The organism is Vibrio sp. VPAP30, from assembly GCF_001188205.1.
Taxonomy (GTDB): domain Bacteria; phylum Pseudomonadota; class Gammaproteobacteria; order Enterobacterales; family Vibrionaceae; genus Vibrio; species Vibrio bivalvicida.
Genome location: NZ_LBLS01000026.1, coordinates 294,199 through 316,957, shown reverse-complemented (window position 1 = coordinate 316,957; position 22,759 = coordinate 294,199). Strand labels below are relative to the sequence as shown.

18 protein-coding genes are annotated in these 22,759 nt (G+C 44.3%); 7 read left to right on the top strand and 11 right to left on the bottom strand.

The genetic code is table 11. The features are described 5' to 3' along the window. Positions 1-33: 33 nt before the first annotated feature. Positions 34-1,044 carry a transcriptional regulator MelR gene (gene melR / locus ZX61_RS11860; protein WP_049844829.1) on the bottom strand — a complete coding sequence of 337 codons (1,011 nt, stop codon included), beginning with the start codon at positions 1,042-1,044 and terminating at the stop codon, positions 34-36. Between the two features lie 305 nt (positions 1,045-1,349). Between melR and ZX61_RS11855 the strand changes: the two genes are divergently transcribed. From ZX61_RS11855 to ZX61_RS11845, 3 genes are all read left to right on the top strand, one after another. Further along, the gene (locus ZX61_RS11855) at positions 1,350-2,708 is read left to right on the top strand and encodes an alpha-glucosidase/alpha-galactosidase (RefSeq protein ID WP_049844828.1); all 1,359 of its coding nucleotides are present in this window, start codon (positions 1,350-1,352) and stop codon (positions 2,706-2,708) included. A 79-nt stretch (positions 2,709-2,787) separates the two neighbouring features. Continuing rightward, positions 2,788-4,215 carry a melibiose:sodium transporter MelB gene (melB, locus tag ZX61_RS11850; RefSeq protein ID WP_049844827.1) on the top strand — a complete coding sequence of 476 codons (1,428 nt, stop codon included), beginning with the start codon at positions 2,788-2,790 and terminating at the stop codon, positions 4,213-4,215. A gap of 75 nt (positions 4,216-4,290) precedes the next feature. Beyond that, positions 4,291-6,501, top strand: a complete 2,211-nt coding sequence (locus ZX61_RS11845) for a hypothetical protein (RefSeq protein WP_049844826.1) — start codon at positions 4,291-4,293, stop codon at positions 6,499-6,501. Between the two features lie 56 nt (positions 6,502-6,557). Here ZX61_RS11845 and ZX61_RS11840 read toward each other — a convergent pair whose 3' ends face one another. The 3 genes from ZX61_RS11840 to ZX61_RS11830 all read right to left on the bottom strand — a co-directional run bounded on the left by ZX61_RS11840 (position 6,558) and on the right by ZX61_RS11830 (position 9,637). After that, entirely contained in the window at positions 6,558-7,346 is a 789-nt protein-coding gene (locus tag ZX61_RS11840; RefSeq protein ID WP_049844825.1) for a slipin family protein, read from the bottom strand. Continuing rightward, a complete protein-coding gene (locus ZX61_RS11835) occupies positions 7,324-8,694 on the bottom strand; it encodes an NfeD family protein (protein ID WP_049844824.1) in 1,371 nt (456 codons plus the stop codon). The genes ZX61_RS11840 and ZX61_RS11835 overlap by 23 nt, the downstream gene beginning before the upstream one ends. 124 nt (positions 8,695-8,818) lie before the next feature. Further along, on the bottom strand, positions 8,819-9,637 hold the full coding sequence (locus ZX61_RS11830; RefSeq protein WP_049844823.1) for a phosphate ABC transporter substrate-binding protein: 819 nt from the start codon (positions 9,635-9,637) through the stop codon (positions 8,819-8,821). Positions 9,638-9,823: 186 nt separating this feature from the next. Here ZX61_RS11830 and ZX61_RS11825 point away from each other — a divergent pair, with 186 nt between their 5' ends. Next, entirely contained in the window at positions 9,824-10,177 is a 354-nt protein-coding gene (locus ZX61_RS11825; protein WP_049844822.1) for a DUF3024 domain-containing protein, read from the top strand. Positions 10,178-10,212: 35 nt separating this feature from the next. Here ZX61_RS11825 and ZX61_RS11820 read toward each other — a convergent pair whose 3' ends face one another. Both ZX61_RS11820 and rnb read right to left on the bottom strand, forming a co-directional pair. Next, positions 10,213-10,827 carry a porin family protein gene (locus tag ZX61_RS11820; RefSeq protein ID WP_049844821.1) on the bottom strand — a complete coding sequence of 205 codons (615 nt, stop codon included), beginning with the start codon at positions 10,825-10,827 and terminating at the stop codon, positions 10,213-10,215. A 216-nt stretch (positions 10,828-11,043) separates the two neighbouring features. Beyond that, the gene (rnb, locus tag ZX61_RS11815; protein WP_049844820.1) at positions 11,044-13,047 is read right to left on the bottom strand and encodes an exoribonuclease II; all 2,004 of its coding nucleotides are present in this window, start codon (positions 13,045-13,047) and stop codon (positions 11,044-11,046) included. 475 nt (positions 13,048-13,522) lie between these two features. On the opposite strand from rnb, the gene ZX61_RS11810 reads away from it, so the two are divergent. Next, the gene (locus ZX61_RS11810) at positions 13,523-15,460 is read left to right on the top strand and encodes a DEAD/DEAH box helicase (RefSeq protein ID WP_049844819.1); all 1,938 of its coding nucleotides are present in this window, start codon (positions 13,523-13,525) and stop codon (positions 15,458-15,460) included. A 127-nt stretch (positions 15,461-15,587) separates the two neighbouring features. Here the strand turns inward: ZX61_RS11810 and ZX61_RS11805 are convergent, their stop codons facing one another. Further along, positions 15,588-16,931, bottom strand: coding sequence for a DEAD/DEAH box helicase (locus ZX61_RS11805; protein ID WP_049844818.1), 1,344 nt, complete (start codon positions 16,929-16,931; stop codon positions 15,588-15,590). 345 nt (positions 16,932-17,276) lie between these two features. Between ZX61_RS11805 and ZX61_RS11800 the strand changes: the two genes are divergently transcribed. Continuing rightward, on the top strand, positions 17,277-17,525 hold the full coding sequence (locus ZX61_RS11800; RefSeq protein WP_049844817.1) for an Lpp/OprI family alanine-zipper lipoprotein: 249 nt from the start codon (positions 17,277-17,279) through the stop codon (positions 17,523-17,525). A gap of 49 nt (positions 17,526-17,574) precedes the next feature. Here the strand turns inward: ZX61_RS11800 and ZX61_RS11795 are convergent, their stop codons facing one another. Genes ZX61_RS11795 through ZX61_RS11780 form a run of 4 tightly spaced genes read right to left on the bottom strand, consistent with a single transcriptional unit; the run spans position 17,575 to position 21,637 of the window. Further along, positions 17,575-18,480 carry a L,D-transpeptidase family protein gene (locus ZX61_RS11795; RefSeq protein ID WP_049844816.1) on the bottom strand — a complete coding sequence of 302 codons (906 nt, stop codon included), beginning with the start codon at positions 18,478-18,480 and terminating at the stop codon, positions 17,575-17,577. Continuing rightward, a complete protein-coding gene (gene phrB / locus ZX61_RS11790) occupies positions 18,481-19,896 on the bottom strand; it encodes a deoxyribodipyrimidine photo-lyase (RefSeq protein ID WP_049844815.1) in 1,416 nt (471 codons plus the stop codon). 9 nt (positions 19,897-19,905) lie between these two features. Continuing rightward, positions 19,906-20,694, bottom strand: coding sequence for a MerR family transcriptional regulator (locus ZX61_RS11785; RefSeq protein WP_049844814.1), 789 nt, complete (start codon positions 20,692-20,694; stop codon positions 19,906-19,908). Beyond that, a complete protein-coding gene (locus ZX61_RS11780; RefSeq protein ID WP_049844813.1) occupies positions 20,684-21,637 on the bottom strand; it encodes a YbgA family protein in 954 nt (317 codons plus the stop codon). Before ZX61_RS11780 ends, ZX61_RS11785 begins: the two co-directional genes overlap by 11 nt. 350 nt (positions 21,638-21,987) lie before the next feature. Here ZX61_RS11780 and deoD point away from each other — a divergent pair, with 350 nt between their 5' ends. Continuing rightward, complete coding sequence (gene deoD / locus ZX61_RS11775; RefSeq protein WP_049844812.1) at positions 21,988-22,698, top strand: purine-nucleoside phosphorylase; 711 nt, start codon at positions 21,988-21,990, stop codon at positions 22,696-22,698. Positions 22,699-22,759: the final 61 nt, after the last annotated feature.

The window sequence follows — 22,759 nt, the reverse complement described above, 5'->3', positions numbered from 1 at the left end:
GATTGAAAAAGCTCCTTTCGAGGAGCTTTTTTATTATCTGCTGTTGCTTGCCACACCAACGGGTCGTTTGCCATCACATGCCCCTTTCTCAAGATCATACAAAGGATTGCTGCCATGAAGACTCCAGCGGTGCTCTTCTCTAGCGAGCTTGCGATATTGAGTAGGTGTGACGCCTATATAGGTTTGAAAAGTTTCGTAGAATCTGCTGCTAGAATTAAACCCCACCGTCAGAGCTATATCCAAAATAGTTCTGTCCGTATCGCTCAACAATGCCCTTGCATGATTGATTCGCATCGCTGTGATGTACTGCTTAATCGTCATCTGCATCGTTCGTTGAAATACATTCATCGCATAATTGGCGTGAAGCCCTACATGCTCGGCAATTTTCTTTGTCGTTAGCGGCATATTATGATGAGTCGCTATATATTCGAGCATCTGGCTGACATAAAACTGAGAATGCTTGGAAACGCCTTTTTTTGCCGATTTATCCGCTTGGGTCGACACCAACTGCTTCCAACCGTCGATGCAAACTCGTCTAAGCATCAAGCCGATTTCATCAGTGGCAAGTTGCCTCCTGCTTTCTGAATTATCGCTCATTTCCCTTGCCCAACGCTCCAACTCAAATTCACTGATAAGTGTTTTAGAGTCCGATTGTAAAACGCAACCATGAGTGATTTGATTGACGAGATCGCGACTCAATGGCCAAGACATAAACTGATGAATGGGGATATTGATTATACCCATATTGTGGCTGCTACCAGGATTGGTTAGTCGGTGTGGCACTGAAGCCCAGAATAGGCCAATAGCACCATTTTCTATTACTACTGGTGTACCATTAACGATATATTCGACATCATCACCAAACGGGATATTGACCTCAACTTGACCATGCCAATGATAACCCGGCATTGAATGGGGAGCTCGAAACTCAACGTCTATCTTTTCATAAGATGAGTATAGAGAAAGCGGACTCACCAACATATTATCTTCCGTGTACTCGTTTTGAGTCACTATATGCGTCGCATCGCTATTGTCGTCACCCATTGCCCGTTCCTTTAAATCATCTATGACGTACTTGTAGCAAACCTATCAATAAAATACGCAGACCGCGATCATGCTAAACCATACTGTCAAACCACCTTCTAACCGACAACCATTCTCATGATCAATAACTTAGTTTTCCGTCCCGGTTTATCTTCAATGTGTCCCAAAAAATAAGATTAACGAAACAGGGAGGATAAATATTAGGAAATAGGAGTTTGCGGTTTTTAAGTGAGACGAATCGGTGCGGCTTGCGCAGGTAATGTGTACTTATTCAATCAAATACGTGATAAATAAGGAACAAGATAATGAATAGCCCTAAGATCACTTTTATCGGTGCTGGTTCGACCATTTTTGTCAAAAACATTCTTGGCGACGTGTTCCATAAGCCTGCATTGAAGAACGCCCATATTGCGCTAATGGACATAGACGGTACTCGTTTAGAAGAATCTTACCTTGTTGTAAGTAAGTTAATGCAATCCGCTGGAGCGACCGGCTCTATAAGCTGTCACCTCGACCAAAAAGAAGCACTCGATAGCGCAGATTTCGTCGTAATTGCCTTCCAAATTGGGGGATACGAGCCATGTACTGTGACGGATTTTGAGGTGTGCAAGAAACACGGTTTGGAACAAACCATCGCGGATACTCTTGGCCCTGGCGGTATCATGCGTTCTCTACGTACTATTCCCCATCTGTGGAAAGTATGTGAAGACATGAGTGAAGTGTGCCCTCACGCAACTATGCTCAACTATGTCAACCCAATGGCTATGAATACCTGGGCGATGTATGAGAAATACCCAAACATCAAACAGGTTGGCCTATGCCACTCCGTACAAGGCACAGCAGAAGAGTTAGCTCGCGATCTTGAACTAGACTACCAAGATCTACGTTATACCTGTGCTGGAATCAACCACATGGCGTACTACTTAACTCTAGAGAAAAAAACAGAGCAAGGTGACTATGTCGACATTTACCCGGATTTACTCGCCGCTTTTGAAAGCGGTCAAGCGCCTAAACCTGGTCTTCATCATAACGGTCGCTGCACTAACCTAGTTAGATACGAAATGTTTAAGAAGCTCGGCTATTTTGTCACTGAATCATCCGAACATTTTTCTGAATACACTCCATATTTTATTAAACCCAATCGTCCGGATTTAATTGAACGTTATAAAGTGCCTCTTGATGAATATCCAAAACGTTGTGTAGAACAAATTGCTGACTGGAAGAACGATTTGCAAGCGTTTAAAAATGCGGATGAAATTACGGTCAATGAATCTCATGAGTATGCAAGTACCATAATGAACTCTATTTGGACAGGTGCGCCGAGCGTCATCTATGGCAACGTCAAGAACGAGGCTCTAATCGACAACTTACCTCACGGGTGTTGTGTTGAAGTCGCCTGTCTTGTGGATGCAAATGGAGTTCAGCCAATCAAAGCAGGCCGTCTGCCAAACCACCTTGCAGCATTAATGCAAACCAACATTAATGTACAAACGCTACTCACAGAAGCAATTTTGACCGAAAACCGTGACCGAATTTATCACGCAGCCATGCTCGACCCTCATACAGCAGCAGTCTTAGGCTTGGAAGAGATCTATGCATTGGTTGATGACTTAATCGAAGCACATCGAGGTTGGCTGCCAGATTGGGTTTACCCGCAAGCTTAACTTCTAATAACAAATTATTTTAATAACAATATAACGTGAACAAGATACGCCTTCTGTATAGGAGGCGTAAGGAGCACCCATGAGCATTTCAATGAACACAAAGCTGAGTTACGGCTTTGGGGCATTTGGTAAGGACTTTGCCATTACCATTGTCTACATGTACCTGATGTTTTACTACACAGACGTAGTCGGCATCTCTGCTGCTACGGTTGGTACCATCTTTCTCGTCGCCCGAATTTGGGATGCCGTCAATGACCCAATTATGGGGTGGGTTGTAAACAATACTCGTAGTCGATGGGGTAAATTCAAACCCTGGATTTTAATTGGTACGATTACCAACTCAATCGTGCTGTTTATGCTGTTTAGCGCCCACCATATAGAAGGCCCATGGCTTATTGCTTATGCAGCTGTTACCTATATATTGTGGGGTATGACCTACACCTTAATGGACATTCCTTTCTGGTCTTTAGTCCCTACTCTGACCTTAGATAAACGAGAACGAGAAGATCTCGTCCCTTACCCTAGATTTTTTGCTAGCCTTGCTTGGCTTGTCACCGCAGCCATCGCAATACCGTTTGTAAACTATGTGGGAGGCGAAGATAAAGGCTACGGTTTCCAAGTATTCACCCTGCTACTTATTGGTTGTTTTGTTATCTCAACCTATATCACATTGAGAAATGTTAAAGAGCGCTACTCAACTGGCAAGCTCGACCATAGTCAACCCGAAGAAAAAGTTACATTAAATAAACTCCTTAAGCTCATCTACAAAAATGACCAGCTAACAAGCGTTTTGTGTATGGCACTGTCATATAACCTCGCAACCAACATCATTACCGCATTTGCAGTTTACTACTTTACCTATGTGGTCGGTAACGAGGATCTATTTCCTTACTACATGGCATATGCTGGCATTGCAAACCTGATAACACTTGTTTTGTTCCCTAAACTCGCACAACTGTTTTCTCGCCGAGTCTTGTGGGCGTGCGCCTCAACTCTGCCAATTTTGGGTAGTGCGGTGCTTATCTATGTGGGTATGTACGATAAACAAAGTATCCTTTTAATTTCCGCAGCAGGTGTTCTGCTACAAATCGGAACCGCTCTGTTCTGGGTACTGAACGTTATCATGGTGGCGGACACGGTAGACTATGGCGAATTCAAACTCGGCCAACGTTGTGAAAGTATCGCTTACTCTGTTCAAACTTTGGTTGTAAAAGCAGGGTCAGCTTTCGCCGCATTCTTTATTGGTATTGCGCTTACTGCCGTCGACTATGTGCCGAACGTTGAGCAAAGCCCAGAGACAGTATTTGGCATGCAATGCATCATGGTTGGCTTACCCGCACTCTTCTTCGCGATAGCATTGGTTGTTTACTTCCGCTTCTACAAATTAAACGGTCAGTTCCACCAAAACATCCAAGACCAGCTTACCGAAAAGTACCAGCATGTTACGGACAGCGAATCAGAAACAATCGGCAAACCAAAAGCCGTCAGTCCTGCGCAAGCTACATAGTAAATAAGCGGGGTAATGCCCGCTTTTTAATATACAAACCTTCCCTACCTCTAATAAATCAATAACGAGAAGTTTATGAAACGCAACCTATTAACCTACGCTATCGCCTGTACGATTGCTGCGTCTGGCGTTGCTTATGCCAAACATAACGTCAACCTAATCACGAATCCTAGCTTTGAAAACAAGGGGCTTGGCTGGGATTATTGGTTCGCCAATATCAAAAATGACTCGGCTTACCAAGGTCAATACCACGGCAGAATCGCAATGGGAACCAGTCATAACATCAGCCAAACAATCACCATCTTAGAAACAGGATATTATGACCTGTCTGCCTACGTAGTCAGCCCTTCCACTGATGCCACAATATCAATTATAAACCTTTACGATGAAGTCTTATTCAGTAAACCCGTAAAGAAAAGCAAAAAATATAAGCTGAATACGCTTAAACATATCGCGTTAGAGCGAGGCGAACAGATAAAAGTCTCACTAACTGGATCTGACAAAGGCGGCGTGAGTGTCGACAACGTAAGCTTAGCTAAAAGTAACAAAAACAAACCATTAAGCTTCAATCAAATCGTACAATTCAATGCAAGAGAGCAATCAGGCCTGACAAACGTCAACCGAAACAACAAACGCATTGAGTTTCAGGTGCCATACGGGACAGACTTGACCCAACTTACTATCAGCAACCTTAAAATATCAGACGGTAGCGTTACTTCAATCAAAGAGGGAGACACTCTCGACTTTACTCACCCTATTAAAGTCAAGCTAACTGCAGAGGGCCACAAGCCAGAAAACTGGGTACTTATCGCCATGGAAAAACCCAAGCAACTCGTTGTCACCTCTTCGAATGTAAAACTACAAGACTCTTTTTCGTGGGCCATGGATAAAACTGAACGGTTTGTAATGACAGGGCAACACGACCTAGTGAACCGAGATGAAAACAATAACGATGGTACCGGAACAGCTGATTACATCCCTTCTTATTGGGCGGGATATTTTGATCGAACTGCTTTTTACTCGCGCGACTTCTTGCATCAGGCAAGTGGAGCTAAGTTGGCGGGTCTCGATACTGAGAACTTCTCAATGTTTAAGACCTTTGCCAAGCACTCTACAGAGTCAAGAAAATGGTACACACTTTGGGCAGTGAACTTTGATGGCACACCCCACACTATCGATTACGTCGACGATTCTTGGTTTGTAAGAGAAGTACCAGCCCAATTCGAGTTTGTAGAAAAAGCTTGGCAGCAATACCTTTGGACAGGTGACAAACGCTACATCAAAGATTCAGATCTTTGGCAATTCTATACAAAAGTGCTAACTGACTATATCGCTCTTCACGACGACCAAGACCCCAATGGTATCGCGGAGGGGTATGGGGGGATATTCGAGGGTTCGGCAACCTATAATGAACGTGGTGAATTTCCAATTGAAGCCGGCGACGCTATTGGCTCTCAATATCAAGCTACCCTAGCCTACTCAAAAATGCTTGAAGCTCGCCAAGAATACAGTCAAGCGGCGGTTTGGAGTGAAAAAGCGCAACAGCTTAAAACCTATTTTAATCAAGAATGGAGTATAGCAGATTCCAACGAGCCACTAGGGAACTACGTCAACATTGTGCAAAAAGACGGTTTGCGTCTAAATGACTTTGGTAAAGAAAACAGCTGGTTTATGCCGATGAAACGCATTACTAATCCGGGTGAGCGCAATGACAGATATCTCGACTTTATCGCTGCTAACCTTGGCGATGGTATCGGCTCTACTCCTGAAGCACCGAACAACATCGAAGCCTATACCTACATCCCTGAGACGTACTTCCCTTATAATCGCAATGAAGAAGCTTGGAAGTGGATGCAATACATCATGGACAACAAGGACGAGCCGCACGAACGTCCGACTCAAGGAACGAACGGAGACTATCCTGAGCTATCATTCACCTTTATTTCCAACACCATTGAAGGACTAATGGGTATTAAGCCAAATGCATCTGAAGATCGAATCGTTACTGCTTCACACCTAACAGAAGACATTGAGTGGCTAGAAGCTAAACACTTAATCATGGGCGAGCATGAGCTTACCATTCGACATGAGGGGCTTGATCAAACAAGTGTGACCAACACTTCAGCTAATCCTCTTGAGTGGGAAGCTTGGTTCTATGGTGATTACTCGTCGTTAAAAGTTGATGGACAACCAACGGCAACTAACCAAAAAGACATCAACGGGCAGTTGGTTAGCTATGTCGTTGTTAATGTAGAGGGGCATCAACTCAGAACTGTCTCTAAATAACCCATGCAAACGCGGCTCTCTTTTGATTAGAGAGCCAATTTTTGCTGTTTTTCAGGCTATTCTTTTTTGTCACTACTGCCACTTCGTTTAAACAATCCTTCCATTAACTCCATAGGCAGTGGAAAAGCGATGGTAGAGCTCTTCTCTCCTGCAATTTCCGTCAAAGTTTGCAAGTAACGTAGTAACATTGCATTAGGCTGGGTCGCCATCTTACTAGCGGCCTCTACTAACTTTTCTGACGCTTCCATCTCACCTGACGCGTGTATCACTTTCGCTCTTCGCGCGCGCTCTGCTTCTGCTTGTTTTGCTATTGCACGAATCATATTTTCATTGAGATCGACGTGTTTAATCTCCACGTCCGATACCTTAATCCCCCATCCATCAGAACGGGTATCGAGTATGGTCTGAATATCGGTATTAAGCATATCTCTATTCGCTAGCATCTCATCTAACTCATGCTGCCCAAGGACAGAACGCAATGTCGTTTGTGCAAGTTGAGACGTCGCCGCTAAATAATCCTCGACGTTGATGATCGCCTTTTGAGCGTCAACCACTCGAAAATAGATGACAGCGTTGACACGAACAGATACGTTGTCACGGCTAATAACATCTTGGCTAGGTACATCCATCACCACTGTCCGCATATCAACTTTAACGATTTGTTGAATTACGGGGATAACAATGATCAACCCGGGGCCTTTGACCATTTGAAAGCGTCCGAGGAAAAAAATGACGCCACGCTCGTATTCTCGCAACACGTGGAACATGCTGAACGCGACCATAAACACCAGTACCACAATCAGTACTGGAGTCAGCATGCCACTAGTGATTATTTGTTCCATCATAGTCACTTCCTTGCTGTTTCTTAATTTTTAAAATTAGGCCATCAATGGCCTCCACAATCACAACCTCTCCCTGACAAAACTGACCATCACCATGCGCGGCCCAACGCTCCCCTTCAACAAGGATATATCCGTCTGTGGTAAAGTGACTATCAACTACCGCCTGCCGACCAATAAGGTTCTCTATCCCGCTGACAACCTGACTTTTTCTTAGTTGCATTATTCTACGCAGTACAAATACGACAAGTGCAGCTGAAATCAATGCAATGGAGTAGATTAGATTTAGCGAAACCTGCAACTCGGGGAGATCGCTGTCGATAAGAAATATAGAACCCAGCACAAAGGCAATAACTCCACCGAAACCGAAAATACCAAAGCTAGGTATTAATGACTCAGCAACGAGCAGTCCGATACCAAGTAAGATTAAGCCAATTCCAACGTAGTTGACTGGTAACATTTGAAAAGCATAAGTCGCGATCAGTAGAGAAATAGCTCCGGTCACGCCAGCCACGCCGAACCCTGGGCTGTAGAACTCTAGCAATAGGCCATAGATACCTATCATCATCAATATATAGGCGATATTTGGATCTGTAATGGTAGAGAGAAATTGATGACGCCAATCGGGTGTCTTATATGCAAGCTCCGCCTCCGCAGTTGTTAGCGGGGTGTCCTCATCGTTTAAGTTAACCATCAGCCCATCAGACTTGATGAGTAATTGTTCTGGCGTGTCGGCAATCATGTTTATCACGTTTTGCTCTAATGCTTCACTAGATGAGAGAGTCGCCGCCTCACGAACCGCCTTTTCTGCCCATTCGGCGTTTCTGCCACGCAATTGGGCCAATGAACGAATATAAGCAATCGAGTCGTTTAGCATTTTCTTCTCCATGGCCGAAGGCTCTTTCGGTGACTCATCTGTTGGCTGTGGGCTTGATCCTCCACCAATACTGACCGGGGTCGCAGCACCTAGTGTGGTTGCGGGTGCCATTGCGGCGATATGACATGCATACAGGAGAAAAGTGCCCGCACTCGCTGCACGTGCCCCCTGAGGGTGCACCAGACACAAGATAGGCACTTGGGAAGCGAGTATCGCTTGATTGATGTCTCTTAGGCTACTCACTAACCCACCAGGCGTATCAAGAGTAATGATCAGGGCAGACGTATTGATTGTTTGATTAGCAAGTTTAATTTCTTCGATGACGTAGTCACCCACAGCAGGGCCGATTGCTCCACTGATCTTGACCACAGGAACCACCTTGGTCGCATTATGCGTGGGCTCACTTGAGCTCAAAACTGATGGTCCAGAAAACAGTGCAAGGCAAAACACAAGCACTTTGGTAACCCATGAGGACATCTAACTTTCCAGTTGGCTAGGTCTTCTATGAGTTTAGACTATATTTTCCCTTCTTATACTGACACTTGGGATACAGCTAAAACAAAAAGGAGGACCGCAGCCCTCCTCTTATCTTGCATTTATGTTAATGCTTAACTGGCGCATAGCCATACTCTTCAATCAGCGCCTTCGCGTGACCACTATTTAGGTAGTTGATGAATGACTTTAAATCTTCATTCATTTTTTCAGTCTCGTACAGCACTAGAAATGGGCGAGACAGCTGGTATTGCCCACTTGCTATGGTCTTCTTACTGGCTTCAACTCCGTCAAATTGGATCGCTTTGATAGAGTGGTCAACGGAACCCGTTGAAACAAAGCCAATCGCTTGCTTATTGTGGTTAACAATCGTTTTCACCATGCTGTTGCTATTTACCACTAAGTTATCTGGGTTGATGTCAGACACTAAGCGACTATTGATGATTTTTGTCAATCCCATCAAGCTTTCAAAGCTGTATCGCGATCCCGAGGATGCTTCACGCGTCACAACGGCAATCTTCTGATCGTGCCCCCCGAGTTGCTTCCAATTGGTAATTTTGCCTTTGTAAATGTCAAACAACTGCTCACGCGTCACATTTTGTATCGGGTTAGATTTGTTAACCACTACCGCTAATCCATCAAACGCAATAGGCTTTACCGTCAGAGACTCATCTTGCTCACTTTCAGTTAAGTAACGTGAGCTCATCCCTAGATCCGCAACTCCTTTTTTAACCAAGGTTATCCCTGCAGTAGAACCCACTCCCTGCACCGCTACAAAACCTTCAGGGTGACTACTGTTGTAATCTTCAGCTAGAACATCCATGACGCGAGCCACCGAAGTTGAACCAGAAACATTCACTTCTTTTGACAATACTGGCAATGAAAGCAGTGATGTAGACAAAAGTGCAGCCAAAGCGACACGAACCATAATAAACTCCCAACTGATACGACGACTGGTCAAATATCTAAATAAATATACAGCGCTATGTTATTGCGGTTAGATGACATTTTTGTGAAAACCTATGCAGACAATGAAATATCTTGGACATACTATGCTTAGGTTAGGGGAGTGTAACCTGTTACACAGATACTCATATTGTGAAGTGGGAACATCATGGGGCTAGTGAGTCTACTACAGCGTCAAGTCGAGAGCCGAGCGCAGCTAATATGTAAGCAACGTAATCAAAGCATGCCCGCAGAATTAGGCAAGGCAAGTTTTGAAACCATGAACAATGGGGTAATTTTTATCAAGCAACACTTTCTGCTTGATTCGAGCCACTGCGATTACATGAACCCTATCGCGAAGGTCTCGTGGAACAGTGAGCTAAATCAGTGGCAGTTGTTCATACAGCAAGACTCAAGTACTGAGCAATGGATCCCATATCCTTATCTTGCACAAAGCAGCGATCTAACCGCGATCATGCGCGAAATTGATAAAGATCCTAAAGAGATGTTTTGGCAAGACTAGGAGAGTGATCCCCCTCCTAGTGGTAGTGCTCTTGCTTAAAACTTATAGGTCGACCCTACATAGAAAGAACCCATTCCAAGTGTGTGTGAACTTGTCTTCTTGGTTAATGAATCTTCTACTTCCGCTTCAAATGCATCCACTTCGTAGCCTGCTCGAACTGCCCAACCGTCAAACATCGCAGGTGCGTACTCAAGGCCTAACCCTGCACGAACGGCAAAAGTACTTGAAGATTTGTTAACCAAATAGTTTGTCGCACCGGCATTTCGCACATCCCAGCTAACAATACCAGCACCGATAACGCCATAAGGTCTTAGACCATTATCAAAGGTGTAACCTAAGTTAGCCGCAACCATGAGAGATTCACTGTCCATCGTTAGAGCTTTGGTGTTAGACAATTTAGTGTTTGCTGTGCCGTATTTTGTATACTGTGTTTCAATCGCCGCAATTTGGTTAAACTGGTAGCCACCAATCAGTTTAAACGAAGCACCATCTGTCTCGGTTGAAGTTGTCCCATTAGTAACACTTTTACCAAATCCATCATCGTCGTAACTTGTATCACCAATACCTGCACCGATATAAAACCCTTCAACCTTCTGTGCGGCATAAGTTGGGAGTGAAATAAGAGCTGCCAGCAAAATAACCTTTTTCATAAATCTTACCTAATATTCCTTAGTGGATTGAATCGACTACAAAACTATAGGAATACTCAATAAGGGTCTTTACAATAAATGTACGGAATTGTCCGCGCTTTGTAATTGGCAATGTATATATTTCACCAACTCATTATTTACTTAATCAATCACCCTCATTAACCAGGTATTAAAAAAGGCGCTCTGATGGCGCCTTTAAGTTCTTATCGAAACATACTATTCAGTTGGTGTCGCCGCTTCTTCTACGATTTTAACGTCTTCAAAGATTTGAGTCGGTTTGGCAACTAAACTACGTGTTTCTTGATTAACATCCGTTAGTACCACTTCGAGTACGTCACCCAAACGGTAAGTCACTTCTTTGTCGATAGAGACTGTCCCACTTTCACCGTTACACTCAAGACGCTCTTTGTTAGCTAGAATAAGCGTACCTGGGACAAACGCAGCGGCACCGTTCTCAATTAGGCGAATACGCATGCCTGCACGGTTAATATCAAAGATCTCACCGTTGAACTTGGTCTCTTTCGCAGGCTCTTCAGCCAGAGTACGCGCGTATAACCAATCACCTACATTACGCTCTGCAATCTTGTGGTGCTTACGGTGAATTGCCAGCTCTTCGCCAACCGTCTCATCAGCGGTTTGAATAGGCTCTTTACCTAGGATGTGCGCTTTGAGCATACGGTGGTTGATCATGTCACCATACTTACGAATTGGCGAAGTCCACGTTGCGTAAATATCAAGACCCATCGCATAGTGTGGCAATGGTTGGTTACCAATTTCACTGTACGCTTGGAATTTACGAATACGATTATCAAGGTAGCTTGACTCTTGCTTACCTAACCAGCGACGCAGCTCAGCGAAGCCTTCCAGTGTTGCGACAGATTCAGCAGTGAACGGCAACTCACCTTCTGGGTTAACAAAGCCCAGTACATCGGCGATTTTCTCTGCTTTAAAACCAAGGTGCGTGTTGAATACACCTGAGTTAAACGTCGACTGTAGAGTACGGCCAGCACAAATATTCGCGGTGATCATTGCTTCTTCTACAAGACGGTTAGCACTGCGACGCATATCAGAGTGAATCGCGACAACATCATTGTCTTCACTCAGTTCAAAACGGTAGTCTGGGCGATCTGGGAACACCACCGCGTTCTGTTCACGCCAATCGGCACGCGCTAAAGAGAAGTCATATAGGTCACGAACGATTTGTGCGATTTCTTCGTTTGGTTGCCACTCGGTTGATTCGCCATTTTCTAGCCAATCTGACACGTGATCATAAACAAGACGAGCGTGTGATTTAATGTTCGCAGCGAAGAACTTGATGTCATCAGCGATAACGCCGTCTTTAGCCACTGTTACCGTGCAGCAAAGCGCTGGGCGCACTTCGTCTTGCATCAGCGAGCACAGCTCATCCGCTAGGTCACGAGGCAGCATAGGGATGTTGCGACCTGGTAGGTAAATCGTAAAGCCACGTTCACGCGCCACTTTATCCATTTCGCTATCTGGTGTGATGTAAGCCGTTGGATCAGCAATCGCAATCGTCAGCTCAAAATCACCAGATTCTGTTTTCTTAGCGTACAGTGCATCATCCATATCTTTGGTTGATGCACCATCGATGGTTACGAATGGAACATGCGTCATATCAACACGTTCTAGATCCGCATCATCTTTGATTTCCCAGTTATCGATACCCGCAGGTTCGCTGTTAGGTAAATCATTTTGAGCCAGTGTTACCCACCAAGGCGCGATCTTATCATCGGTATCTGTGATTTTTTCGCTAATCTCAACCAAGAAGCCGTTATCACCCTTTAATGGGTGCTGCGTAAGATGAGCAACAACCCAATCGCCTTCTTTTAGATCATCGCTCTTGATCCCTTTGCGCGTCTTCGCCTTCAAAGATAACTTTTTAAGTTGAGGGTGATCTGGTGCCACGTTTAACTTGCCTTTAAACAGCTTAACGCGACCGATAAAACGGTGAACACCTTGTTCCAATAGCTCTTCTGGCTCTGCTTGCTCGCGCTCTTTCTCTGTACGGATGATCGCTTTCACTTTGTCACCATGCATACATTTTTTCATGTACGGAGGCGGAATAAAGTAGCTTGTCTTGCTATCGACTTCTAAAAAACCAAAGCCTTTTTCAGTAGCTTTGATCGTGCCTTCTTTTTTAGGCAAAGTTTCTTGGATTTGCTGCTTAAGTTGAGCCAGTAGAGGGTTATCTTGAAACATTTATCTTGTTTTACCGAGTAAGTCACTAACCGAAAAATTGCGCCTACTATACCATTCAGCCCATGCCCCTGCTAGCTTAGAAGCATGACAATCTGGTGTTTCATGAACAATTCAAACAGTTAGCAATAAAAGAAATTGACCATAATTCACCCTAACCAAGCGCTTAGGTGAACGAGATGTAGACAAAAATTCTCACATCAGGAAAAAATTGTGATGAAATTCAATTTTTTCTAGCTTTTTTTGTGCCTTTAGGGAATAATCCGCACCCTTATATTGATGCTACTAACTATGTGTTTATTGACATGCACTGCCATAATGAGCAAATAGTTAGCGGCATCGATATTCTTACGTCCCTAGTGGCTTGATGCGATTTACGACTTTTCCGCATCTGAACGGAATCAGCTCTCAACTGGATTGGTATTGGAATTGGTAGAGCTCGTGGGACCTTTTGTTGACATTATATAGTAGGATCCCAATGACAGATTCTGTAATTCAGTTTAGCGATCTAGCGCTTAACGACTCTATCCTTTCAGCTCTTGATGGTATGGGTTTTGTTTCACCAACTCCAATTCAGGCTGCTGCTATCCCGCACCTATTGGCTGGTAAAGACGCACTAGGTAAAGCTCAGACTGGTACTGGTAAAACAGCAGCTTTCTCTCTACCTCTTCTTAACAAGCTTGACCTTGCACAACGTAAGCCTCAAGCAATTGTTCTGGCGCCAACTCGCGAATTAGCAATTCAAGTAGCCGCTGAAGTCAAAAACCTTGGTAAGAACATCTCGGGCCTAAAAGTTCTTGAAATCTACGGTGGTGCATCTATCGTTGATCAAATGCGTGCTCTTAAGAGCGGTGCTCACATTGTTGTTGGTACACCTGGCCGTGTTCAAGATCTTATCAACCGTGACCGTCTACACCTTGACGAAGTACATACCTTTGTTCTTGATGAAGCCGATGAAATGCTAAATATGGGCTTCGTTGATGACGTAACTGAGATCATGGAGCACGCTCCTGAATCAGCACAACGCGTTCTATTCTCTGCAACTATGCCTCCTATGCTGAAAAGCATTGTTGAGCGTTTCCTGCGTGATCCAGAAACGGTTGACGTTGCAGGAAAAAACCACACAGTAGACAAAGTAGAGCAGCAGTTCTGGGTTGTTAAAGGCGTAGAAAAAGACGAAGCCATGTCTCGTATGCTTGAAACTGAAGAGACAGACGCTTCAATCGTATTCGTACGTACTCGTCAAGACACAGAACGTCTAGCCGATTGGTTAAGCGCACGTGGCTTTAAAGCATCTGCACTGCATGGCGACATTCCACAGTCTCTACGTGAGCGTACAGTTGATCACATCAAACAAGGTGTTATCGACATCCTAGTTGCAACTGACGTTGTAGCACGTGGACTTGACGTTCCACGCATTACACACGTATTTAACTACGATATTCCTTTCGATGTTGAGTCATACATCCACCGTATTGGCCGTACTGGCCGTGCAGGGCGCAAAGGTAAAGCGATCCTTTTGGTTCGTACTAACCAACTTCGTATGCTTCGCACTATTGAGCGCGTTACTAAATCATCAATGGAAGAGATCCAACTTCCGCACCGTGACAAGGTAGCAGAAGCTCGTCTAGAGAAACTAGGCGCTGAGCTAGAAACAGAGAAAGAACACAAATCACTAGAGAAATTCTCTGGGTTGGTTGAGAAACTACAAGAGTCACTAGAGCTAGACGCAGCGACACTTGCTGCTATCTTGCTTAAGCGCCAACAAGGTAAGCGCCCGCTATTCTACATTGGCGAAGATCCAATGATTGAAGCGATTGAGCGTGACAAGCAACGTCGTAAAGAACGTCGTGAAAATGGCCGTGATGGTGGAGCTCGCCGTGACTTTAACAGCCAGGACTGGGATACATACCAACTTCAGGTTGGTCGTGAGCAAGGCGTTCAGGTAAAAGACATTGTTGGCGCACTAGCTAACGAGCTAGGTTTAACTAAAGGCTCTATCGGTGCAATCAAACTTGCACAAGGCGAGACTTACGTTCAATTACCAAAAGCGATGTCTTCTGAGACGGCTGGTAAACTTCGTAAGCTACGTATTCGTCAGAAACAAGTTGATGCAGTAGTTTGTGACTTCAATGATTTCCGTGAACCGCGTCGTAGTGGTGGTCGTGATGGCGGTCGTGGCCGTGGTCGCGATGGTGCTCGTCGTGAAGGTGGTTACCGTGGAAACCGTGAAGGTAACGGCAATCGTGAAGGCGGATACCGAGGTAATCGCGAAGGCGGCCGTGATGGAAACCGTGAAGGTGGCCGTGGCCGTCGTGACGGCGAGCGTCGCTTTGATCGCAACCGTGGTGGTGATCACCGTGGTAACTACCGTGGCGAACGTGGTCATGGTCGTGGTAACCACAGCGAAGGTTAATCACAACGCTAAGCGATATTAAGAATAATTAAGGAGCCAACTCGGCTCCTTTTTTGTTGCATCTGATATATCAGTCTCAGGTACAAAAAAACCACTTGGCGAACCAAGTGGTTTTCGTATTATTTGACTATTCGCTATCAGGTTTAGGCGGCGTCTTCTTCTTAGGAATAAATACGCTATCACCTACGGCAACATTCTGGTGGAAACTCTTATCACGCTTGACTGGTTTCTTTGCCACCTTCTTCGCTTTAGGCTTAGCTTTTTGCTCTGCATTGCCTTTATTGCGGTAGTCCGGTTTACGCGGCTTCAAACCTTTGAACTTACCTTTTAAACCTTCAAGCTCTGAGAAGCTAAGGTCTTGCTGTAAATATGCCTCAACGCGCTTGAAACTATCCCAGTCTTTTGGACCAACTAAAGAAGCCGCGTCACCTTTATTTCCTGCTCGGCCCGTACGGCCTACACGGTGAACATACTCTTCAGTGTGCTTAGGCATGTCAAAGTTAACAACGTGAGTCACATTAGCAATGTCGAGACCACGTGATGCAATATCCGTTGTGACCAAGATTTTGAACACTGCACGCTCAAACTGACTCATGATGGTGTTGCGTTGAGCTTGGTTTAAGCTACCACTTAGAGCAATCGCTTTTAGCTTCTTCTCATTAAGCTTTTCAGTTAAGCGCTCCGTATCAACACGCGTTGCGGTAAAGATGATCAACTGCTTGTATTCTGCTTCTTCTAGGATACGTTCTAGAATCGCTTCTTTATGATCAAGGTGATCACACAAATAGAATTTCTGAGTGATGTCTTTGTGTTCTTCACTTGCTGCACCAATTGCAATACGTTTTGGCGCATCAAGCATTTCAAATGCTATGTCATTCACTTCAGCATGATCTAGCGTTGCCGAAAACATTAGAGTTTGGCGACGACGGTGTTTTGCTGCATTGTGAATACGACGCAGTTCAGGAGCAAAACCAAGATCAAGCATGCGATCGGCTTCATCTAGCACTAACGTCTCTAAGCCATCAAGGAATAACGAGCGATGCTCTAAGTGATCGGCTAAACGACCCGGAGTCGCCACGATAAATTTAGGGTAGCGGCGCAATGCTTTCACTTGATCATTGAAGTTCTCTCCTCCAACAATCAGTGTCGCATCATAAGTTAAACCGCCGAGCATTGAACGCAACTCACCATAGACTTGCTTAGCAAGTTCACGAGTCGGTGCTAGGATGACAGCACGCGGATCTTTTGCAGAAAATGCTTTGTTTTTTAGTGACTTGTGCAGCATAGGCAAAACAAAAGCGAGCGTTTTACCAGAACCTGTTTTAGAAGAAGCCAACAGATCTTTGCCAGCAATGGCGACCGGAATGGCGCGTTGCTGGATTTCTGTCGCCTTCTTAAAGTCAAAATGCTTCAAGTTCTTAAGTAAGCGATTGTCTAAACCTAAATCTTTAAAGTGCAAAGTATTCTCCAATGGGTCACACAGCGTAGTTGATCCGGCTTTCGATTATGCCGAACAACACAAATTATAATAAAAACAGGCTATGATAACTGGATTCACCCAAAGAGGATAGAGATCACAGAAAATATTCTTATGCCTCCTCCATTAGATAGAGTGACTACAATACAGCGCTTACATCCATTGCTCTCACCAATGAGACGTAGCTCAACTAATTTGATAATTACTTAAATTCTTGGGTTTTTTTGACTTTTGCCTGCTTTAGCAAGTACAAAATTAGGGCTACACTGATTGACGTCACTATACGATAAAAAGGTATAGGACATATTATTGATACTTATTTATGTAAGGAGTTCTAACATGAACAAAATGTTGATCGCAGCTGCAGCATCTTCTGTGCTTCTACTAGCGGGTTGTGCGTCTGGTCCAGATGCAGCGACTACGGCAAAAATGGATGAGCTAAGCAATCAAGTAAGCCAACTAAGCCAAGACGTTCAAGCACTACAATCAGAAGTACGTAAGTCTGGTGATTCTGCAATGGCAGCACAAGAAGAAGCAGCTCGCGCCAACGAACGTATCGACAACATTGCTCAGTCTTACACTAAGTAATCACGTCTTCTAAAAGAAAGGGTCTGCATGCAGACCCTTTCTTTTATTCTTAATTGACTAGTGTCGGAGCAACAATTTCAACTGGCACACCATTCTGCGCCAATATAGCAGCCCTTGCTTTTACATCTGATTGGTCGAACTCCTCTAGCCACCAACTCAGTTCTAGTGGCATCTCTAGTTGCTTCTTTACACCATCGCTACGAGTTAATGGTTCGTGTGCTTCTAGGAACACGCTACGATCAGGTTCGAGAGCAACCTTAATTGGCTCATTGATTACAGTGACTTTTTCACCAAGCTTAACCTGTGGGAACAACCACTCAATGTCTTTTGGTTCCATGCGAATACACCCAGAGCTGACCCGCAGACCGATCCCAAAATCTTTGTTCGTGCCATGGATAAGATAATCCCCTACCCCGTGGGCCAAACGCAGTGCGTATTCACCCAGTGGATTCTCAGGCCCGGCTGGCACCACGGCAGGTAGCTCAATACCTTTCGCTAGGTAATCTTTACGGATAGAAACAGGCGGAGTCCATGTTGGGTTTGGGCGCTTTTGGCTAATAGTGGTTTCCATTTCGGGTGTATCTCGCCCTACCCGACCAATCCCAACAGGGAAAATATGAACTTTGTTCAATTCGGGTTCAAAATAGTAGAGCCGTAGCTCTGCTAAATTAATCACAATACCCTCGCGCTCAACATTAGGTAGTATGATTTGAGTCGGAATAGTCAGCACATAGTCCGTTTGTGGCAAAAAGGGGTCCACGCCTTTGTTTGCCGCCATAAGTGACAGAAAGCCAACATCATATTGCTTTGCAATGTTAGCGAGTGTCTCCCCTTCTTGTACCTGATGATACTGGGTTCGACCAACAATGCTGCTTTCTTCAACTGGCAACTCATAGGTTGCGGCAAACAGAGGTGAACTAACACAACACAGAAATGCGAGAAACTTACGCACCATTTAAACTTCCTTGGCTTCTTTATATAAACTTAAGGTTATCGCTCTTTCGGTCTGGTGATCAACTATCGGTTCAGGATATGACAAAGCTTTAGCATAGCTCCACTTCCAAGGTTGATGGATAAACTGGCTAGGTACATCTTTGAGCTCTGGAATCCACCGAAGAACAAACACCCCGTCAGGGTCAAACCTTTTCCCTTGGGTTATGGGATTAAAGATTCTAAAATAAGGTTGACCGTCACACCCCGTAGACGCACACCACTGCCAGCCACCATTATTGGCAGGATAGTCCCCATCAACAAGTTTGGACATGAAATATTGTTCACCAATCCGCCAGTCAACGTGCAGATCTTTGATCAAAAAGCTCGCTACTATCATTCTCAGACGGTTGTGCATCCAACCAGTCTCATTGAGTTGGCGCATTGCCGCATCTATGATCGGGTAACCTGTGTTACCGCTCTTCCAAGCCTCAATAGCTTCGATGGCGTTTACCCAAGTTAAATTGTCTCCCCAAGGAATGAAACTCTTCCCTTTCGAGAGTTTTGGCTCGAAATAAGAAAGGTGCTGATAGAATTCTCGCCAAATCAATTCACTTTGCCAAACTTCCCGTCCTCCAGTTAGAGGAAGGGGTTGGGCATATATCAATCTCGCCATACACTGTCTTACTGAAAGCGCTCCAATTGCCAAAAAGGGTGATAGTACGCTTGTCCCATCAATCGCAGGGAAATCTCGATTGGAGTGATAATCGTCAGCCTTAGTACGGCTAAAGTCTCTTAAAGCATGGATTATTTTCTCGGTTTCCACTGTGTATCTATTGCTCGATAATCTTGGATAGTCAAATCGGCACTGACTTGAAAACTCAGTTACTAGTCCCGATTCTAACTTTCCTGTTGAGCCCATCGGAGTGACTTTATCTACCGAAACAGATTGGTGATACATTTGCTTTAGGTAGGCACGTTTAAACGGTGTAAAGACCTTAAAGTAGGTATCTTGTTTGTTAATCACACTACCAGGCTTAAGTAAGCATTTATCGTCAAAGCTTTTATACGCTATCCCCTCTAGTTGAAGAAGTTCAGACAATAAAGTATCTCTCGAGCGTTCATTCACTTGATACTCTTTATTGTAATATACGCTACTCGCACCTTCTTTAACTGCTACGGCAGCCACTAATCGGGCAGCGTCTTTAAACGAATCGGTTTGCGTGTAATAAAGGGGAATACTGTTTTTGTTTAAGTCAATTTGTAACTCAAACAAACGGCGATAAATAAAGTCAGCTTGAATTGGTGCTAGTGATTGTTCCTTCCAGGTCTGTGGAGTAGCGACGTAGAGTGCGACAACCGGTGCACCACTCTTACAGGCTTGAATCAGGGCTGTGTTGTCTTCAACACGTAAATCCCTTCGCAACCAGACAATTTTCATGGCTAAATTTTACTCTTCGACCAAATCTGAAAGCAGCACTTGTCCAGAGAATGATGATTTTACTCTTTCAATTATGGCTGCTTGCCCTGTGGTAGCTGGACGTGAACTATAGATAGCGATCGCAGTGTAAGCAGCTAACCCTTCATTCTCGACTAAGCCAGATAGGTCTTCTACTCCATCGATAATGACTAGTTTATTATCTGATTCCGATAGTTTTAATGCCCAAAGGCGTGCATGAACGTCGCTAACATTATCGTAGTTTATAAATAGGCATTTCCCGGCTTTAGTCGCCTTATTTTCAGCCTCAATAATCGAATTGATTTTCGCGACGAATATCGAATTCATTAACCCCTTTTGCAAGGCACGAAGACCAATTCGTACAACGGATAATGCTTTCTCTACTGGCCTAACAAACTGCGTTTGTACAATATCCAATGGATACTCTTTAAAAACAGTCGCGACAATGGAGTCAGCTTTACCTTTATTTAGATCAGCCAGCGCTTGTAAGAACGCATTCACTTCGACTAATTGTTCGGTGGCAAGGTATATATCCCCTTTACTCAGCTCATTAGACTCTAGTACGCCTTTTACCTTGCCGATTGGAACACCTTTACTCAGCCACCCTTGTATCTCACCAATCAACGCAATATCTTCATCAGAATACAAACGATGGCCTTTCTCAGTTCGCTGTGGTTGAACCAAATTGTATCGACGCTGCCATGCCCTTAAGGTGACAGGTTTAATGCCAGTAATCTCTGAAACTTCCCGGATGGCATATAGTTTTTTCTCACAGCCCATATCTTAAACGTAACTCCTGTGGGTATGGTTCTAAATAGGCTTGCTTAGCCAGATAACTATCCGGATGAGCTGACAAATAGTGCTTTATAAGTGTTAATGGTGCAAGCAGAGGAAGAAGGCCGACGCGGTAATCATCGATGATTTGTCTCAACTCTTGCTTTTGAGTCTTATCTAAATCGCGCTTGAAGTAACCTTGAATGTGCATCAGTACATTGGTGTTGTTTTTTCGGTTTGCTCTATAACTTATCGCCTCCATCAAGCCTTCTCTATAGAGAAAATAGAAATCTTTTATATGGTGTTTCTTCGCGTTGGCGACCAACTGACCAAGCTCTTTATAAGATGCAGGATGATGGGCCATTAGGGTCAATTTATAGCGAGAATGAAATGCAACGATTTTTCCTCGAGTTGGTTCATCACCGATAGAATCGTAAAAATCTCTGAGTGTATAAATACGAGTAATAAAGTTCTCTTTCAGCACGGGATCGTTCAGCCTGCCATCCTCCTCTACAGGGAGCCAAGGCATTGCTTTGATCAGCTCATTGGTATACAAGCCTACACCTACATTCTCTGCGCTGTTCTTTCTGTATACTTTCACCCGCTCCATGCCACACGTTGGGGATTTAGCACATACGATATAACCACATAATTCCTCACGCTCCAGCTCTGCGACTTTATGCTTCGAGTAGTCGACCACAGTCTGGGTATGCTCTTTGGTTTGGTCTTTAGTTTCAACCAAAGCGATTCGGTCCTCATTAGACATCAATCGTATGGTTGGTCTTGGTACAGGCATTCCCGAGCCCACTTCAGGACAAACAGGGACAAATTCAAAGTAGGGAGTCAACTCCTTGGTAACAAACTTGCTGATCTTGTGGCCTGAGTCAAAGCGAACACGCTCGCCTAAAACACAAGAACTGATCCCAATTTTAATCTGCTGTCGCTTCATTTTAAGTTCCTCATCCAGCCATGCTGTACAAAAGTATTTGTTGTATAAGAATTAGCACAATACTCGAATGATATACAAATAAATCGTTTGTATAACGTGTAAAAGACTTACGAGATTAAAGGCATTTTGGTTCACTGAATGAAGCAAACGTTTTTACAAATCGATTGCTCAACCACTTTCAACAAATTTAGTTATCAATGAGCAACAAAAGCATCAAATACCCACCTTTTGTGACATACTTCTCACGGAGCATTGGCAGATATAGCTAGTATTGCCTCAACAGATTTTTCAAAATCAACATAATTAGTAATCAGCAGTTTGAATTACTAATATTTTTTGGAGTAATAACTATGGCAACCCCACACATTAATGCACAACCAGGTGATTTCGCTGAAACAGTACTTATGCCAGGTGACCCACTACGCGCTAAATACATCGCGGAAACTTTCCTAGATGATGTGAAGCAAGTATGTGACGTTCGCAATATGTTCGGCTACACAGGTACTTACAAGGGTAAGAAAGTGTCTGTTATGGGCCACGGTATGGGTATTCCTTCATGCTGCATCTACGTTCACGAGCTAATTGCTGAATACGGTGTGAAAAACGTGATTCGTGTAGGTAGTTGTGGGGCAGTACGTGACGACGTAAAACTAATGGACGTTGTTATCGGTATGGGTGCTTCTACTGACTCTAAAGTAAACCGTATCCGTTTCAACAATCACGACTTCGCAGCAATCGCTGACTACGGCCTACTAGAAGAGGCTGTTAGCCAAGCGCGCGCTCAAGAAGTTCCGGTAAAAGTGGGGAACGTATTCTCTGCTGACCTTTTCTACACTCCTGAAGCAGACATCTTTGAGAAAATGGAAAAGCTCGGCATCCTAGGCGTAGACATGGAAGCAGCAGGTATCTATGGTGTAGCGGCCGATCTTGGCGCTAAAGCACTGACGATCCTAACGGTATCTGACCATATCATTCGTGGTGAGAAACTAAGCTCTGAAGAGCGCCAGAAGTCATTTAATGACATGATGAAAGTAGCACTAGAAACTGCAATCAACATCTAATTCCATTCTTTTAGCCACTGAACCTAGGTTTGGTGGCCCGAATAATCCCGAGGGGGAGATA